The organism is Helicobacter heilmannii, assembly GCF_001283065.1.
Classification (GTDB): Bacteria; Campylobacterota; Campylobacteria; order Campylobacterales; family Helicobacteraceae; genus Helicobacter; species Helicobacter heilmannii.
Genome location: NZ_CDMK01000001.1, coordinates 356931 through 369396 on the forward strand (window position 1 = coordinate 356931; position 12466 = coordinate 369396).

A 12466-nucleotide genomic window follows, 5' to 3' on the forward strand; every position below is an offset into this window, starting at 1 on the left:
GATAAAGAGTTTCTATGGAGCAGCGATCGCCTGCTGTCTATAACATTCCTTTTAACCGCTTTGTGATAGTATCACCCCTTAATCTTGACAATAATGGGGTTTTTAATATCCATGTTTAAACAGCTTTTTTGCGCTCCAAAAGAACTTCTCAACACCAAAGAAGCCAGCGTGTGGGCGAGTCACTATTTGGGCAAACATGTGAGTGCTAGCAATATTGCTTATCTCATCAACTATGGCAGGATTGCCAACCACGCCAAAGATTCTAAGCAAAATCTCATTGACATAGAAGAGTTGAAACTCTATTACGATCGCCTGCAACAACAAGACACACAAGAACCCCTTTCTTTTGCGCATTTTAAAGAGGCTGAAACCACAAAACATGTCCACCGCCTGCATCCCTATAAGGGAAAGTTTATCCCCCAGCTCGTGGAGTTCTTTCTAGATTCACACATAGATAGCTTGAAGAGCAAACAATGGTTTAGTGATGGGGATATTGTCCTTGATCCATTTTGTGGGAGTGGGACCACTTTAGCGGTGGCTAACACCCTTAATATACACGCTTTAGGTGTGGATATTTCTTGCTTTAATGCCATGTTGAGTAATGCCAAAGTGGGACAATACAATTTGGAGGCTTTAACCCGTGTGTTTGAAGGCTTAATCGATAAAGTAGAGTCTTTGCATGAAAAGAGCCCCATTAAAGAGTTTGAAAACGCCCTAGACACACACTTACAAAACTTTAACAACAGGCATTTTCCTAAAGACTTTAAACGCAAGGTTGTTTTAGGGCAGGTAGATGATCGCACCTATGGCGCGGAAAAGGCCAAAGAGTTTTTAGGGATTTATGAAGAATTGCTGCAACGCTTTGCAATCCACCTTTTAGATGGCACGCCAACGGGTTTTATCCAAAAATGGTATATCAGCCCCATTAAACAAGAATTGTTGTTTCTAAAAGAGGAAATAGACAAGAGGCACGAGGGCATGCGTGATATTTTATACATTGTCTTAAGCCGCACAGCAAGAAGTTGCAGAGCCACCACGCATGCAGACTTAGCCACCTTGAAAGATCCCGTAACGACAACTTATTATTGCAAAAAGCACGGCAAGATTTGCAGGCCCCTGTTTAGCTTGAGAAAATGGTTTTCCCATTACGCTAAAGACACTTTGAAGCGTTTAAGGGAATTTCAAACATTGCGGAGTGGTTGCTTTTCTTTATGTCTGCAGGCCGATGCTTGCAGTGTGGATTTAAGTGCGGAAGTTTCTAAGCACAATGAGAGCTTCGCCCGCTTGATCGATACGCAAAGAATCGCCGGTATTTTCAGCTCACCCCCCTATGTGGGGCTCATCGATTATCACGAACAGCATGCCTATGCCTATGAACTTTTTTCCCTAGAACGCCAAGATCACCTAGAAATCGGGGCGATGCAAGCCGGGCAGGGCAAGAGTGCTAGGGAGCAATATATACAGGGCATCGCCAATGTACTTAAAAACACCAAAAGATTTTTAAAGCCAAATTACAATGTTTTCTTGGTCGCCAATGATAAATTCAATCTCTACCCACGCATTGCTGAACTTGCGGGCATGCGTATTGTCAAATGCTACCACAGACCTGTGATTAACCGCAGCGAAAAGGACACAAGGGGTTATCAAGAAAGTATATTTCATTTGAAAGACAGTCAAAAATGTTAGCGCAACAAGAAGTCAAACAGCGCATCAAAAAACCTTTTAACCGCTGTCTTATATAAAAAGTTTCAAAGCTACCAGCCAGAAACAAGTGACATGCCCTTCCACACAAGACTTTTAGGCAAGGACAAAATGGCGTTGTATAGCTTTATCCATAGCTTAAGTACAAACTTTGGCTCAAGCATATTTGAACCCGTAGCAAAGGAGTTGGGGCGTGCAAATTTTGATCGTGCAGAGCTGCAAACCAAATCAGGGGATAAAATCACCCTAGAGGCTCAAGAGGTGATTCAAGATATCATGAATTGCCTAGAAACCACAGCCAACAAACCGGATAAAATGCATGAAATGACTAGAATCCTTGAGGCGGTGCGCGGGGAGAGCCGTGCAAACCCAATCACCATTAAGCCTACAAGGGTGGATTTGCGTCTAGAAAAAAATCAAAGTGTTTATTTGATCGACCTTAAAACAGCCAAGCCCAATGTAGGGGAGTTTAAGGGGTTTAAGCGCACGCTTTTAACTTGGATGGCTGCTTTTGCTTACGATCATCCACACATCACAGACATACACACGCTCATTGCCATCCCCTACAACCCTTATGCACCAAAACCCTATGAGCGTTGGACTCTCACGGGAATGCTGGACTTAAAATGTGAACTCATGGTGGGGGAGGATTTTTGGAATTTTGTGGGAGGGGAGGGAAGCTATGCCATGCTCTTAGAGTGTTTTGAGGAAGTTGGCGTGCAAATGCGCGGTGAAATTGACGCATACTTTAAGAAGTTTATAAACTAAAGGGTATTTTAAAAGCATTGCCTCTAACTCGATTTAGTTCGCCTTAGCAAATTTCTTTAAGGTTTCTAGGATTTGGGTTTTGTCCGGCGGGGGCACATCAAAAATGCGCGTGTAAATCTCTAGCTCTTTAGGGATAGCAGGCGTGTCTAAATGGTTAGAGAAAATAAAAATCATGGCGTTGTACATTGCATTGTTTAAGATAAAGCGCGCCATGCGCTTACAAGTGCCACAGCTTTAGGGCTTTGCTCTAGCTACTCCTCAATGTCTTTAAGCACCAAAAAGAGCTCCTCTCCACAAGGGCGGTCGTAATTAGCTTTTAAAAACCCTGCTAAATCTTGGAGGTTTTAAATCTAGGGGTCTCTTGCTTTGAAAATCAAGCGCGCCTAAAGCGTTGTCAAATTCTAAACAAGCTCCTTGCTCCCTCACCTGCGCTATGAGAAAATCTGAAGTGCCTTATCTTGGCAGGGCAGGTATAAAATGGGGGGTCATGCGTGCCTATGAGTTATTGGAGTTGTTGGGCTAAATTGGTGGAGGTCTGGGGGTCTTCCTTAAAGGTCTATGTCTAGGTAGGATAGGCTTTGTGTGCCACTAATGTCTTTATTAACTTTTAAAGTGCGGGTGATATACAGCCCATCGCCTATTTGCTTCAGCAGTTTGTCGTTTTCATCGAGCAAGGCTCTAGCCTCTCTCACTAAGTAGCTTTCATGGAAGCGAAAACAAACCAACTTGCCGAAGTCATGGACTTGTGTTTATGGGGTGTTAAAATTCAAGTTAAGGTGGTGGGTGTTTTTGCCTAGCAGGTGTGCTAAATCGTTTAGGTCGTGGGGGCAAAAGTTGCTATGTTGTTTGACCTCATAGGTTTTAAAAATGGGGCCAGTCAAGAGATAAAACAGCAGAGCCGTAAAAACTTTTGGGTTGCCACACTTGCCTGTAGCCATACGCAATAACCTTTCTGTGGGAAAGAAGGAATTGTCATCTACGCTATACAATATTTCGTTTTCGAGCCCTGTAGGATAGCCAAATGTATTTAAATTGTCTGCGATTTCATTTTTATCTTTTTCCAAGAAGTCGCCGTAATCTTTAAGCAACTCTTTTAAAGCCCACTTGCCCGTGGCTAAATTTTTGGGTCTAAGAAGTTTTTCTTTAAGGATTGTGTAATCTCTTTCCTCAAGTGTTTTATAGTGGCTGGCTAATGTTTTGCTAGGCTGCGTGGGGCTTGTGGGGGAGTAACTTGCAACTCTTGCAACTGCGCCTTAAGTTTTGCAATCTCTGCCTTTAGTGCCTCTTTCTCTGCCTCTAAGGCTTGTTTATCCTCTGCCTTTTTTGCGCCTCGAGCACTTCTTGAATGCTCTCTTTACTCTGCTCAATCCCAAACACCCCACACAGCGCGCTTAAAATCTCTGCGTCTGTGGTCGCCTTAACCCCCTCTATGCCTTGTAACAGGTCTGCACACGCCCTCCCCTCTTTGCTTGTTTGGCTCACTCTTGAGCTTAGCCAGCGGTGTAAAGTCTTGCTTCTATGATGCCCAAACACATCTAAGAGATTAAAATGCTCTTTAAGCTGTTCTAAACTTGTTATTTTTCCCCATCGCAATGTAGGGCAAACTTAGCTCATTTCATAGGTTTACCCTCAACAAAAGATAAAAGCTGTTATGAGATTTTTAGTAAGGGTATCAGAGTTTATGGGGGTGGTTTTAAGCAGGCTTTAGGTGGGTGTTAAAAAATTTCGCACAATTTTAAGCCCGCAAGCCCCCTTTTTAACAGGGTTAAAAGGTTTTTTGCAACATAATAACCCTTCTATTTGACATAAGGACAGCGATGATCACCCCCAAGACCTTGAGTGGCTTTAAGGACAGACTCCCCAAAGAGGCGATGGCAAAGCAAGCTGTGCTTGAAAAGCTCGCCCGCGTGTTTAAAAGCTTTGGATTTGTACCCATCGAAACCCCGCATTTAGAATACGCCTACATCTTGACCCAAGAGGAGAGCGACATCCAAAAAGAAATCTATCTGTTTAAAGACCATGGTAAAAGAGAAGTGGGGCTAAGGTTCGATCAAACCATCCCCCTAGCCCGCTTCATCGCCCAGCACCACAACGCCCTAGGCTTGCCCTTCAAACGCTATGCGATTGGCAATGTCTTTAGGGGAGAGCGGGCACAAAGGGGGCGTTATCGCGAATTTACCCAATGCGATTTTGACTTCATCGGTAGCCATAGTTTGTTGTGCGATAGCGAGGTGATCCAAGTCATCATCTCCAGCTTAAAAGCCCTAGACTTAGAAGAGTTTTGCGTGTGGATCAACCACCGCAAAATCCTAAACGGGCTGTGCGCCCACTTTGGCTTAGGTTCTAATGAAGAGGTGGTAACCTTCTTAAGGATTGTGGATAAACTTAGCAAAATCGGCGAGCAGGGCGTGCTCTTAGAGCTTAGCGAGCACTTTAGCCAAGACTTCAAGCCCCTTTTGCAGATTTTAAACACCAAGCAAGAGGAGGAGAGCGCGGAGTTCTTTAAAAGTGTGGCGCATTTAAAAGAGTTGCACCCCTTAGTGAGAGAGGGGCTAGAGGAGCTGGAGACATTGTTTGATTTGCTCTTAAGCCTAGAGATCGACCCCGAGCATTTTAGGGTGGATTTTTCCATTGCTAGGGGACTTGGCTATTACACGGGCATCATCTACGAAACCACGCTAAACCAGCTCACCAGCCTAGGCAGTGTGTGCTCAGGCGGGCGTTACGACAATTTGGCAAGGAGCTTTAGTGATCAAAACCTGCCCGGCGTGGGGGCTTCTATTGGGCTTGATCGCTTGTTAGTCGCGCTGGAGGAGTTGGAATTGGTGGAGAATAAATCCACGAGCGCAAGGGTTTTAGTGGTGTGCATGCAAGCCAAGCACTTTGCCTACGCGAGCCAAATCGCGCAAAAGTTTCGCCAAAGCGAGATCAACACCGAGTTATACCCTGAGATCGAAAAACTGAAAAAACCCTTCAGCTACGCCAACCACAAGGGGCATGAGTTCGTGGTGGTGCTGGGCGAAGAGGAAGTAAAAAGGGAGAGTTTGACCCTGAAAAACATGACAACGGGCATGCAATTTAACCATTTGAGCTTTTTAAGGGCTTTGGCGATGGTGAGCGAATGAAAGCCTATAACATTGCCCTAGTGGGCGCGAGCGGAGCGGTGGGCGCGGAGCTCATCAGCATTTTAGAAGAGATCGATTTCCCCCTAGCGCACTTTTTGCCCCTAGTGAGCGCACGCAGTGCCGGGCAAAAAATCCACGCTTTCAACAAGGAATACACCCTAGAGCAAGCCACACCTAAGAGCTTTCAAGGCATCGACATCGCCTTTTTTAGCGCAGGTTCTAAGGTGAGCCAAGAGCTAGCCCCTATGGCGGCACAGGCGGGGGCAGTGGTGATCGACAACACGAGCTTTTTTCGCCTTGAAGAGGGCGTGCCCTTGGTGGTGCCCGAGGTCAATCCTAATGATTTAGAGCACTGCCCGAAAAATATCATCGCTAACCCCAATTGCTCCACGATCCAAATGGTGCAGGTGTTAAACCCCCTGCATAGAGCCTTTGGGATTGCCAGAGTGGAGGTGAGCACCTATCAAGCTGCCAGCGGGGCGGGCAAAAGGGGTTTAGAGGAGCTTAAGGCACAAATGGCGGGCAGCACCCACGCCCAGGTTTTCCCCCACCCGCTCGCGCTCAATGTGATCCCCCAAATCGATATTTTCATGCCAAGCGGCTACACCAAAGAAGAGCTTAAAATGGTGTATGAAACCCATAAAATCATGCATACCGACTTTGCCATCAGTGCCACTTGCGTGCGCGTGCCCGTGCTAAGAAGCCATAGCGAGAGCATCAGCATCCGCTTTAAAACCCCGGTGGGCGCGAAGCAAGTCCAAGAAGTGTTAAAAGACGCGCCCAATATTGTCTTGGTGGATAACCCCGAGCAGAAACTCTACCCCATGCCCATCACCGCCACCAGCACGGATCAAACCTTCGTAGGCAGGGTGAGGGGCGATCTTTTCGATCCGCACACTTTGCATTTATGGTGTGTCGCCGATCAGCTGAGGGTGGGTGCGGCGACAAACGCCGTAAGGATCGCCCTGGAGTGGATCAAGAGCCACTAGGCAGTTGTTTAAGGGTCTGCAAGACTCCCGAGAAGTCGGGCTTTTTAATGCCTTTTTCTTTTAGGTAGTCTTCGCTCACTTTTTTCCAAATAAAAGTCTTGCCAAAGAAACCCCGCCGATCGAGGCTGGGTAAAAAGCGCAAATCCCCGTTTTTATCTTGGTGGATCTGCACATAATAGGTGCGCCCATCGTAGAAGTTGTACGCCTTGCCGTTTTTATAGGTGTCGTCACACACCCGGGTGAGGCCATATAAGAACACCACGCCCTTATCGCTGCGTTCTCTTAAAGCCGGATCTTTATTGTAAATGTCCTTTCCAGCGGGCGAGCCATCCACATTGGCGATCCCATAGGCGTAGTAATGATCCCCGTATTTGAAAAACTCCACATAGGAGCTCTTCATGTATAAAAAGGCTTGGGTTTTATAAATACCGTCCAAGGCTTGGGCCAACAAAGGCAGGCCGACACTTACCATACAAAACAAATACTTCATAAAAACTCTACAGCTTGAATTTAACGAGACTAGAGGGGACTTTCACCACGACCTTATAAACAAGACCGGGTTTTTTGGCTTCGGTGGTGTGGGCATCGTTTTCAAACAAAATCGCAAGCATGCCCGCATGCAAGGGCACAGAATAGCATAGGCTGTTGTGCTGGTAGGTTTCTTGGTCTTTCTCGGGGTTGTAGGGGGCAAGCACGCTTAAATCGGTCTTGTCGCCTAGGTGCAAAATCTCGCCCCCCATCACCACCAACAAGAAATCCACACATTCCTTATGTGTTTCAAGCGTGCCTAACTCAGGGCTATAGACGATCTCAATCGCGCACATCCCGCTCCCAAGCTCTTTAAACATGGAGCTAACCTGCCTTTGCAATAGAGCTTGACAAGAGGGGTGCTTGGGGTCGCAAATTTGTTTTAAATAGGTGTAAAGGTTTTCCAACTCTTGGGTTTTAGAAAACAAACCCGACAACGAGTCCAATTTACCAACTACAGCCATTGTCTCTCCAAAATCTCAATTAACGCATAATTCTAGCAAAAAAGCTTAAACAAAGGACAAACTCTAAACCGCTAGGGCTTCTTTTAGGGTGGCGGTGTCGGTGATGCTGTAGGTGGGTTTAGAGCTTAGGCGTTTATTCAAGTTTTTCAACACGCTTGTGCCAAACTCCACATAAATAGAATCTTCGTTTTCACACACGCCCACGCAATCGCTGTAGCGCACGGGCTCTATGAGTTGCACGCCCAGGCACTCTAAAGCTCCCGCCTTGTCCTTATAGACTTGGGTCGTGGCGTTAGACACCACACCAAAGTGGTAAGAATCTTTTAAATGTTGCTCTAAGAGGGCTTTAAAGGGGGCAACCATTGGCTCTAAAATGGGGCAATGGCTCACGACATTCATGGACAACAAGACTAATTTTTTTGCCCCAAAACTCTTAGGCTCTAGGCTTTGTAAATACGCCTTCGCCCCGGCTAGCACGACCTGCGAGCCATTGAAATTTGCCACATAAAGTGTGTGCCCCGCCTCTCTAGCCTGCAAGCAAAAGGATTCTAAAAGGGCAATGTCCGCGCCAAGCACGGCGAGCATACCCATCTCTTGGCCCACTTTAGCGCACACCTCCTCCATCAAACGCCCCCGCTCAAAGACAAGCTTCAGTCCACTTTCTAAATCTAGGGCCCCACTCGCTCCATTGGCACTAATTTCTCCTAGTGAATGCCCTAGGGCAAGCTGTGGGCTTTTGCCCCCCTCGTGCTTATAAACCCCATAAGCCATCATGGACACTAAAAAAATCGCGCTTTGGGTGTAGGCACTTTGGCTTAGTAGGGGGTTTTCGCTCCAAAGCAACTTAGCCACATCGGTGTGTAGCTGATCGCTCGCCCGCTCACACATTTGTTTAGCCAAACTAAAATTAGCGCATAAGTCCTGCCCCATGCCGATCGTTTGCGAGCCTTGCCCGCCAAAAAGTGCCACCATCTTACTCTCCTTGTTGCTCTAAACCCTGCGCCTGTGCGTGGGCGATTAGAGGTTCGATCACGGGATCTAAATTGCCCGAGAGCATCAACTCCTCAAGGCTGTATAGGGTCAAATTAATGCGGTGATCGCTTAAGCGATTTTGCGGGTAGTTGTAAGTGCGGATGCGTTCGCTGCGATCTCCACTGCCCACCTGCATTTTACGGCTGGCGGAGTTGGCCTCTTGCTGCTCCTCGATCTGTTTTTCATACAAGCGGGCTTTTAAAATTTTAAGTGCCTTGTCGCGGTTCTTGTGTTGCGATTTTTCATCTTGCATGGACACGCTGATCCCAGTGGGGACATGGGTGATGCGCACAGCCGAGTCGGTTGTATTCACACACTGCCCGCCATGCCCACCTGCCCTAAAAACCTCAATGCGCAAGTCGCTGGGGTTGATGTTCACCTCCACATCGTCCACTTCGGGCATGATCGCCACGGTTACGGCAGAGGTGTGGATACGCCCTTGCGACTCGGTTTCAGGCACCCTTTGCACGCGGTGCGTGCCCGCTTCAAATTTGAGCCTTGAATACACCCCCTGCCCCTTGATCAAGGCGATCATCTCCTTATACCCGCCCACGCTGTTTTCACTCGAGCTTACGATCTCCACTTTCCAGCGTTTCAAGTCGGCGTAACGGCAATAGGCCTTAAACAAGTCGCCCACGAAAATCCCCGCCTCATCGCCGCCTGTGCCCGCTCTTAGCTCTAAGTAAATGTTTTTATTGTCATTGGGGTCTTTGGGGATAAGCAGAACTTTAATGCGCTCCTCTAGGGCGTTTTTCTCCTCCTCTAGAGCCTTAAGCTCCTCCTTAGCCAGTTCGCCCAATTCCTTATCTTCTAGGAGCGCCCTATTTTCTTGGATGCCCTCTAAAATCTGTAAATAGGCTTTGGCGGCTTGGGCCAACTCCTCCAGCCCCGCTTGCTCTTTGCTTAGGGCGGTGAGCTGCTTGATGTCGGCTAAAACTTCAGGTTGGGTAAGAGAGTGGGCGAGCGCATCGTAACGATCCACGATGGCTTGGAGTTTGCTAGAGAGCACAGCTTAGGCGTTGGCTAGGGCGATTTTTTTCACGCTGGCGTTGAGGCGGGACACTTTCCTAGAAGCGGTGTTTTTCTTTAAAACCCCTTTGCTCACGAATTTATGCAATTCTTTATTCGCCACTTTTAAAGCGTCTTGGGCTTTAGGCACATCGTGGCTGGCGATGGCCTCTCTCACGGCTTTTACGACGTTTTTAATGCGGGTTTTATAAAAGCGGTTGCGCTCAGTGCGCTTAATGGTTTGGCGAATCCTTTTTTCGGCGGATTTATGGTTAGCCACTATTTAATCCTTTTATCAAAAATAATATGGCAAGATTTTATCTAAAAAAGCATTAAAGACTGATTAAATGGGGCAGGGCATGGTGTTTGGCACAGATGGGGTGCGGGGCAAGGCAGGGGTGGAGATCACGCCCATGTTTGTGATGCGGCTTGGCATTGCCGCCGGGCTTTATTTTAAAGGGCAAGCCACGAGCAATAGAATTTTAGTGGGTAAGGACACGCGCAAGAGCGGGTATATGATTGAAAACGCCCTTGTGAGTGCTCTAACTTCTGTGGGCTATGATGTGATGCAAATTGGGCCCATGCCCACGCCTGCCATCGCCTTTTTAACTGAGAACATGCGCTGCGATGCGGGAGTGATGATTAGCGCGAGCCACAACCCCTTTGAGGACAATGGCATTAAGTTTTTCGACCGCTTTGGCGACAAACTCCAAAAACAGAGCGAAGAAGAGATTGAAAAAATCTTTAACGACACTGGGCGGCTAGAGGGCAGTTGCCAGTGTGGAGTGGCGATTGGCAGCTCTAAGCGCATCGATGATGTGATCGGGCGTTATATCGTGCATTTGAAAAACTCCTTTCCTAAGCATTTAAGTTTGCAGGGCATGCGCATCGTCATCGACACGGCAAACGGGGCGGGCTATAAGGTCGCTCCCATTGTCTTTAGTGAACTAGGGGCAGATGTGATTGTGATCCACGATGAGCCCAGCGGGAGCAACATCAATGCCCAGTGCGGTGCGCTCTACCCCTTAGAGCTTAGTCAAGAGGTCAAGCGCTACCGCGCGGATTTAGGCATCGCCTTAGATGGGGACGCAGATCGGCTGGTGGTGGTGGATAATTTGGGCGAAGTGGTGCACGGGGATAAACTCATTGGGGTCTTAGCCACCTACCAGCAACAACAAGCCAAGCTGGCGCATAACCAAATTGTCGTAACCACCATGAGCAACTTAGCCCTGCAAGCCTATTTAGAAAAGCAACACATCGGCTTGGTGCGCTGCGGGGTGGGTGATAAGTTGGTGCGTAAAAGCATGCAAGAGCACCACATCAACTTTGGGGGGGAGCAAAGCGGGCACATCATCTTTGGCGATTACGGCAAAACGGGCGATGGGATCATGAGCGCGCTGCAGGTGGCTGCTTGTGTGCTGGAGAACAACAAACCCAGCAGCGAGGTGCTAAGCCCTTTTGAACTGCATCCGCAAATCCTAGAAAATGTGCGCGTCAAGCATAAAAAACCCCTAGAGAACATCCCCGGCTTTGAGGATTTATTAAAGAGCCTCGAGCAAGAGGGCTTGCGCCATTTGATCCGCTACTCAGGCACGGAAAACATCTTACGCATTCTGCTAGAGGGCAAGCAACAAGCCTTGTTAGAAAAGCGCGCCCAAGAGTTGCAGGCGTTTTTTAAAGAGCATTTGAATTGACCCCCGCCTTGAAATTTGGGCTTGCCTTTGGGCTAGCTGTGATCGCCGATCAAATCGTGAAACAATTTATTTTGCATGGCGTGCGCTATGAGGGCCCCGTGATCTCTATCGTACTTGCTTACAACGAAGGTGTGGCGTTTTCTATGTTGCACTTTTTAGGGGCGTGGCTGAAGTATTTACAAGTGGTGTTGCTGGCAGGGCTTGGGGTGCTTTTATGGCGGCAAAAGGCGTTGTTTCAAGAAAACGCCTTGCCCTTTGGGCTCGTCTTGGGGGCGGGGGCTTCGAATGTGCTCGATCGCTTCGTGCATGGGCATGTGATCGATTATGTTTATTGGCACTATAAATTTGACTTTGCGATTTTTAACCTTGCTGATGTGTTGATCGATGTGGGCGTGGGGTTACTCATCTTAAAGAGTTTTAAGGCAAAAGACAAGCAAAGTAAGGTATAATGCCGTTTTCATTAGAAAAGCCCTTTTCAATAATTCCTACGGGGTTGTGGTCGCGTAGCTCAGTTGGTAGAGCACTACCTTGACATGGTAGTGGCCGTTGGTTCGAGTCCAATCGTGGCCACCATTTTAAACTTTTTAACCTCACCTTTTGAATAAACGCATTTGGTAGCTGAGTGCCCTTTGGCTCTCAGCGTCTAAGCTGTAGCGTTTATCGTAGGCGTTTTGCACGGCGATTTTTAAAATGTCTTTTTGGTCTTGATACATGTCATCATCCCAAATGTCTAGCACAATTTGGTAAAGTTGAATATTCTGCACCAAGAGCTCAAACACGCGCATGCGGTCTTTCAAATATAAATGCTCATCTGTGGCGTAGTCGGCGACATTGACACAAATACGATCAAACACCCAAGCCACCGAACACCCGTTCACTATACCTTCTAGGTAGTCTTTTACCTTCTCTAATTGTGCTTGTAAATTGCACCGATCCGAAAAGAGCAACACCGATAAAATCAAGATATAGATGTTGAGCCGTTTGCCCAAGGAACGGGTTTTCCATTTGATGATCCACTTTTTGACCTTAGATATTTCTTCGATTTGTGTTTGCATATACTGCCCTTTTTACTTATTGTAGCACTTTACTGTTAGACTTTAGCAACATAGCTAAAGTGTGGGTTTCTTGTGTTAGACTATGTTTTTAGTTTACTGTAT

The 12466-nt window shown here is 47.2% G+C and carries 15 protein-coding genes, 1 tRNA gene and 1 pseudogene; 7 read left to right on the forward strand and 10 right to left on the reverse strand.

What is annotated here, in order from left to right:
• Positions 1-111 precede the first annotated feature (111 nt).
• Positions 112-1686: a DNA methyltransferase gene (locus AOG36_RS01770; protein ID WP_015106070.1), complete on the forward strand. Its 1575-nt coding sequence runs from the start codon at positions 112-114 to the stop codon at positions 1684-1686.
• A 45-nt stretch (positions 1687-1731) separates the two neighbouring features.
• Positions 1732-2469: pseudogene (locus AOG36_RS01775) on the forward strand (TdeIII family type II restriction endonuclease); the annotation flags it as partial.
• A 33-nt stretch (positions 2470-2502) separates the two neighbouring features.
• Here AOG36_RS01775 and AOG36_RS01780 read toward each other — a convergent pair.
• The 4 genes from AOG36_RS01780 to AOG36_RS01790 all read right to left on the reverse strand — a co-directional run bounded on the left by AOG36_RS01780 (position 2503) and on the right by AOG36_RS01790 (position 4062).
• Positions 2503-2682, reverse strand: coding sequence for a hypothetical protein (locus AOG36_RS01780; protein ID WP_015106072.1), 180 nt, complete (start codon positions 2680-2682; stop codon positions 2503-2505).
• 335 nt (positions 2683-3017) lie between these two features.
• Positions 3018-3161, reverse strand: a complete 144-nt coding sequence (locus tag AOG36_RS08480) for a hypothetical protein (RefSeq protein WP_015106074.1) — start codon at positions 3159-3161, stop codon at positions 3018-3020.
• 57 nt (positions 3162-3218) lie between these two features.
• Complete coding sequence (locus AOG36_RS01785) at positions 3219-3557, reverse strand: hypothetical protein (protein WP_053825400.1); 339 nt, start codon at positions 3555-3557, stop codon at positions 3219-3221.
• 208 nt (positions 3558-3765) lie between these two features.
• Positions 3766-4062 carry a hypothetical protein gene (locus AOG36_RS01790; protein WP_015106076.1) on the reverse strand — a complete coding sequence of 99 codons (297 nt, stop codon included), beginning with the start codon at positions 4060-4062 and terminating at the stop codon, positions 3766-3768.
• A 224-nt stretch (positions 4063-4286) separates the two neighbouring features.
• Here AOG36_RS01790 and hisS point away from each other — a divergent pair, with 224 nt between their 5' ends.
• Complete coding sequence (gene hisS, locus AOG36_RS01795; RefSeq protein WP_015106077.1) at positions 4287-5594, forward strand: histidine--tRNA ligase; 1308 nt, start codon at positions 4287-4289, stop codon at positions 5592-5594.
• The gene (gene asd, locus AOG36_RS01800; RefSeq protein WP_015106078.1) at positions 5591-6583 is read left to right on the forward strand and encodes an aspartate-semialdehyde dehydrogenase; all 993 of its coding nucleotides are present in this window, start codon (positions 5591-5593) and stop codon (positions 6581-6583) included. Before hisS ends, asd begins: the two co-directional genes overlap by 4 nt.
• Here the strand turns inward: asd and AOG36_RS01805 are convergent.
• The 5 genes from AOG36_RS01805 to rpsT form a co-directional block, all read right to left on the reverse strand.
• Positions 6570-7073, reverse strand: coding sequence for a DUF2147 domain-containing protein (locus AOG36_RS01805; RefSeq protein WP_015106079.1), 504 nt, complete (start codon positions 7071-7073; stop codon positions 6570-6572). The two genes, asd and AOG36_RS01805, sit on opposite strands and share 14 nt — an antisense overlap.
• A 7-nt stretch (positions 7074-7080) precedes the next feature.
• Entirely contained in the window at positions 7081-7575 is a 495-nt protein-coding gene (locus AOG36_RS01810) for a YhcH/YjgK/YiaL family protein (RefSeq protein WP_053825401.1), read from the reverse strand.
• 63 nt (positions 7576-7638) lie between these two features.
• On the reverse strand, positions 7639-8547 hold the full coding sequence (locus AOG36_RS01815; RefSeq protein ID WP_015106081.1) for an ACP S-malonyltransferase: 909 nt from the start codon (positions 8545-8547) through the stop codon (positions 7639-7641).
• 1 nt (position 8548) lies between these two features.
• The gene (prfA, locus tag AOG36_RS01820) at positions 8549-9616 is read right to left on the reverse strand and encodes a peptide chain release factor 1 (protein WP_015106083.1); all 1068 of its coding nucleotides are present in this window, start codon (positions 9614-9616) and stop codon (positions 8549-8551) included.
• Between the two features lie 3 nt (positions 9617-9619).
• The gene (rpsT, locus tag AOG36_RS01825) at positions 9620-9895 is read right to left on the reverse strand and encodes a 30S ribosomal protein S20 (protein WP_015106084.1); all 276 of its coding nucleotides are present in this window, start codon (positions 9893-9895) and stop codon (positions 9620-9622) included.
• A 79-nt stretch (positions 9896-9974) separates the two neighbouring features.
• On the opposite strand from rpsT, the gene glmM reads away from it, so the two are divergent.
• The 3 genes from glmM (at position 9975) to AOG36_RS01840 (ending at position 11882) form a co-directional block, all read left to right on the forward strand.
• Positions 9975-11309, forward strand: a complete 1335-nt coding sequence (gene glmM, locus AOG36_RS01830; RefSeq protein ID WP_202903432.1) for a phosphoglucosamine mutase — start codon at positions 9975-9977, stop codon at positions 11307-11309.
• On the forward strand, positions 11306-11758 hold the full coding sequence (gene lspA, locus AOG36_RS01835) for a signal peptidase II (protein WP_015106087.1): 453 nt from the start codon (positions 11306-11308) through the stop codon (positions 11756-11758). The genes glmM and lspA overlap by 4 nt, the downstream gene beginning before the upstream one ends.
• A gap of 48 nt (positions 11759-11806) precedes the next feature.
• A tRNA-Val gene (locus AOG36_RS01840) sits at positions 11807-11882 on the forward strand.
• A 17-nt stretch (positions 11883-11899) separates the two neighbouring features.
• Here AOG36_RS01840 and AOG36_RS01845 read toward each other — a convergent pair.
• A complete protein-coding gene (locus AOG36_RS01845; RefSeq protein ID WP_015106088.1) occupies positions 11900-12364 on the reverse strand; it encodes a hypothetical protein in 465 nt (154 codons plus the stop codon).
• Positions 12365-12466 lie beyond the last annotated feature (102 nt).

Coding starts and splice junctions, on each gene's coding strand:
- hisS (WP_015106077.1), top strand. CDS start 4,287: ATGATCACCCCCAAGACCTTGAGTGGCTTTAAGGACAGACTCCCCAAA.
- AOG36_RS01815 (WP_015106081.1), bottom strand. CDS start 8,547: ATGGTGGCACTTTTTGGCGGGCAAGGCTCGCAAACGATCGGCATGGGG.
- AOG36_RS01770 (WP_015106070.1), top strand. CDS start 112: ATGTTTAAACAGCTTTTTTGCGCTCCAAAAGAACTTCTCAACACCAAA.
- AOG36_RS01845 (WP_015106088.1), bottom strand. CDS start 12,364: ATGCAAACACAAATCGAAGAAATATCTAAGGTCAAAAAGTGGATCATC.
- AOG36_RS01780 (WP_015106072.1), bottom strand. CDS start 2,682: ATGGCGCGCTTTATCTTAAACAATGCAATGTACAACGCCATGATTTTT.
- AOG36_RS01805 (WP_015106079.1), bottom strand. CDS start 7,073: ATGAAGTATTTGTTTTGTATGGTAAGTGTCGGCCTGCCTTTGTTGGCC.
- glmM (WP_202903432.1), top strand. CDS start 9,975: ATGGTGTTTGGCACAGATGGGGTGCGGGGCAAGGCAGGGGTGGAGATC.
- asd (WP_015106078.1), top strand. CDS start 5,591: ATGAAAGCCTATAACATTGCCCTAGTGGGCGCGAGCGGAGCGGTGGGC.
- AOG36_RS01810 (WP_053825401.1), bottom strand. CDS start 7,575: ATGGCTGTAGTTGGTAAATTGGACTCGTTGTCGGGTTTGTTTTCTAAA.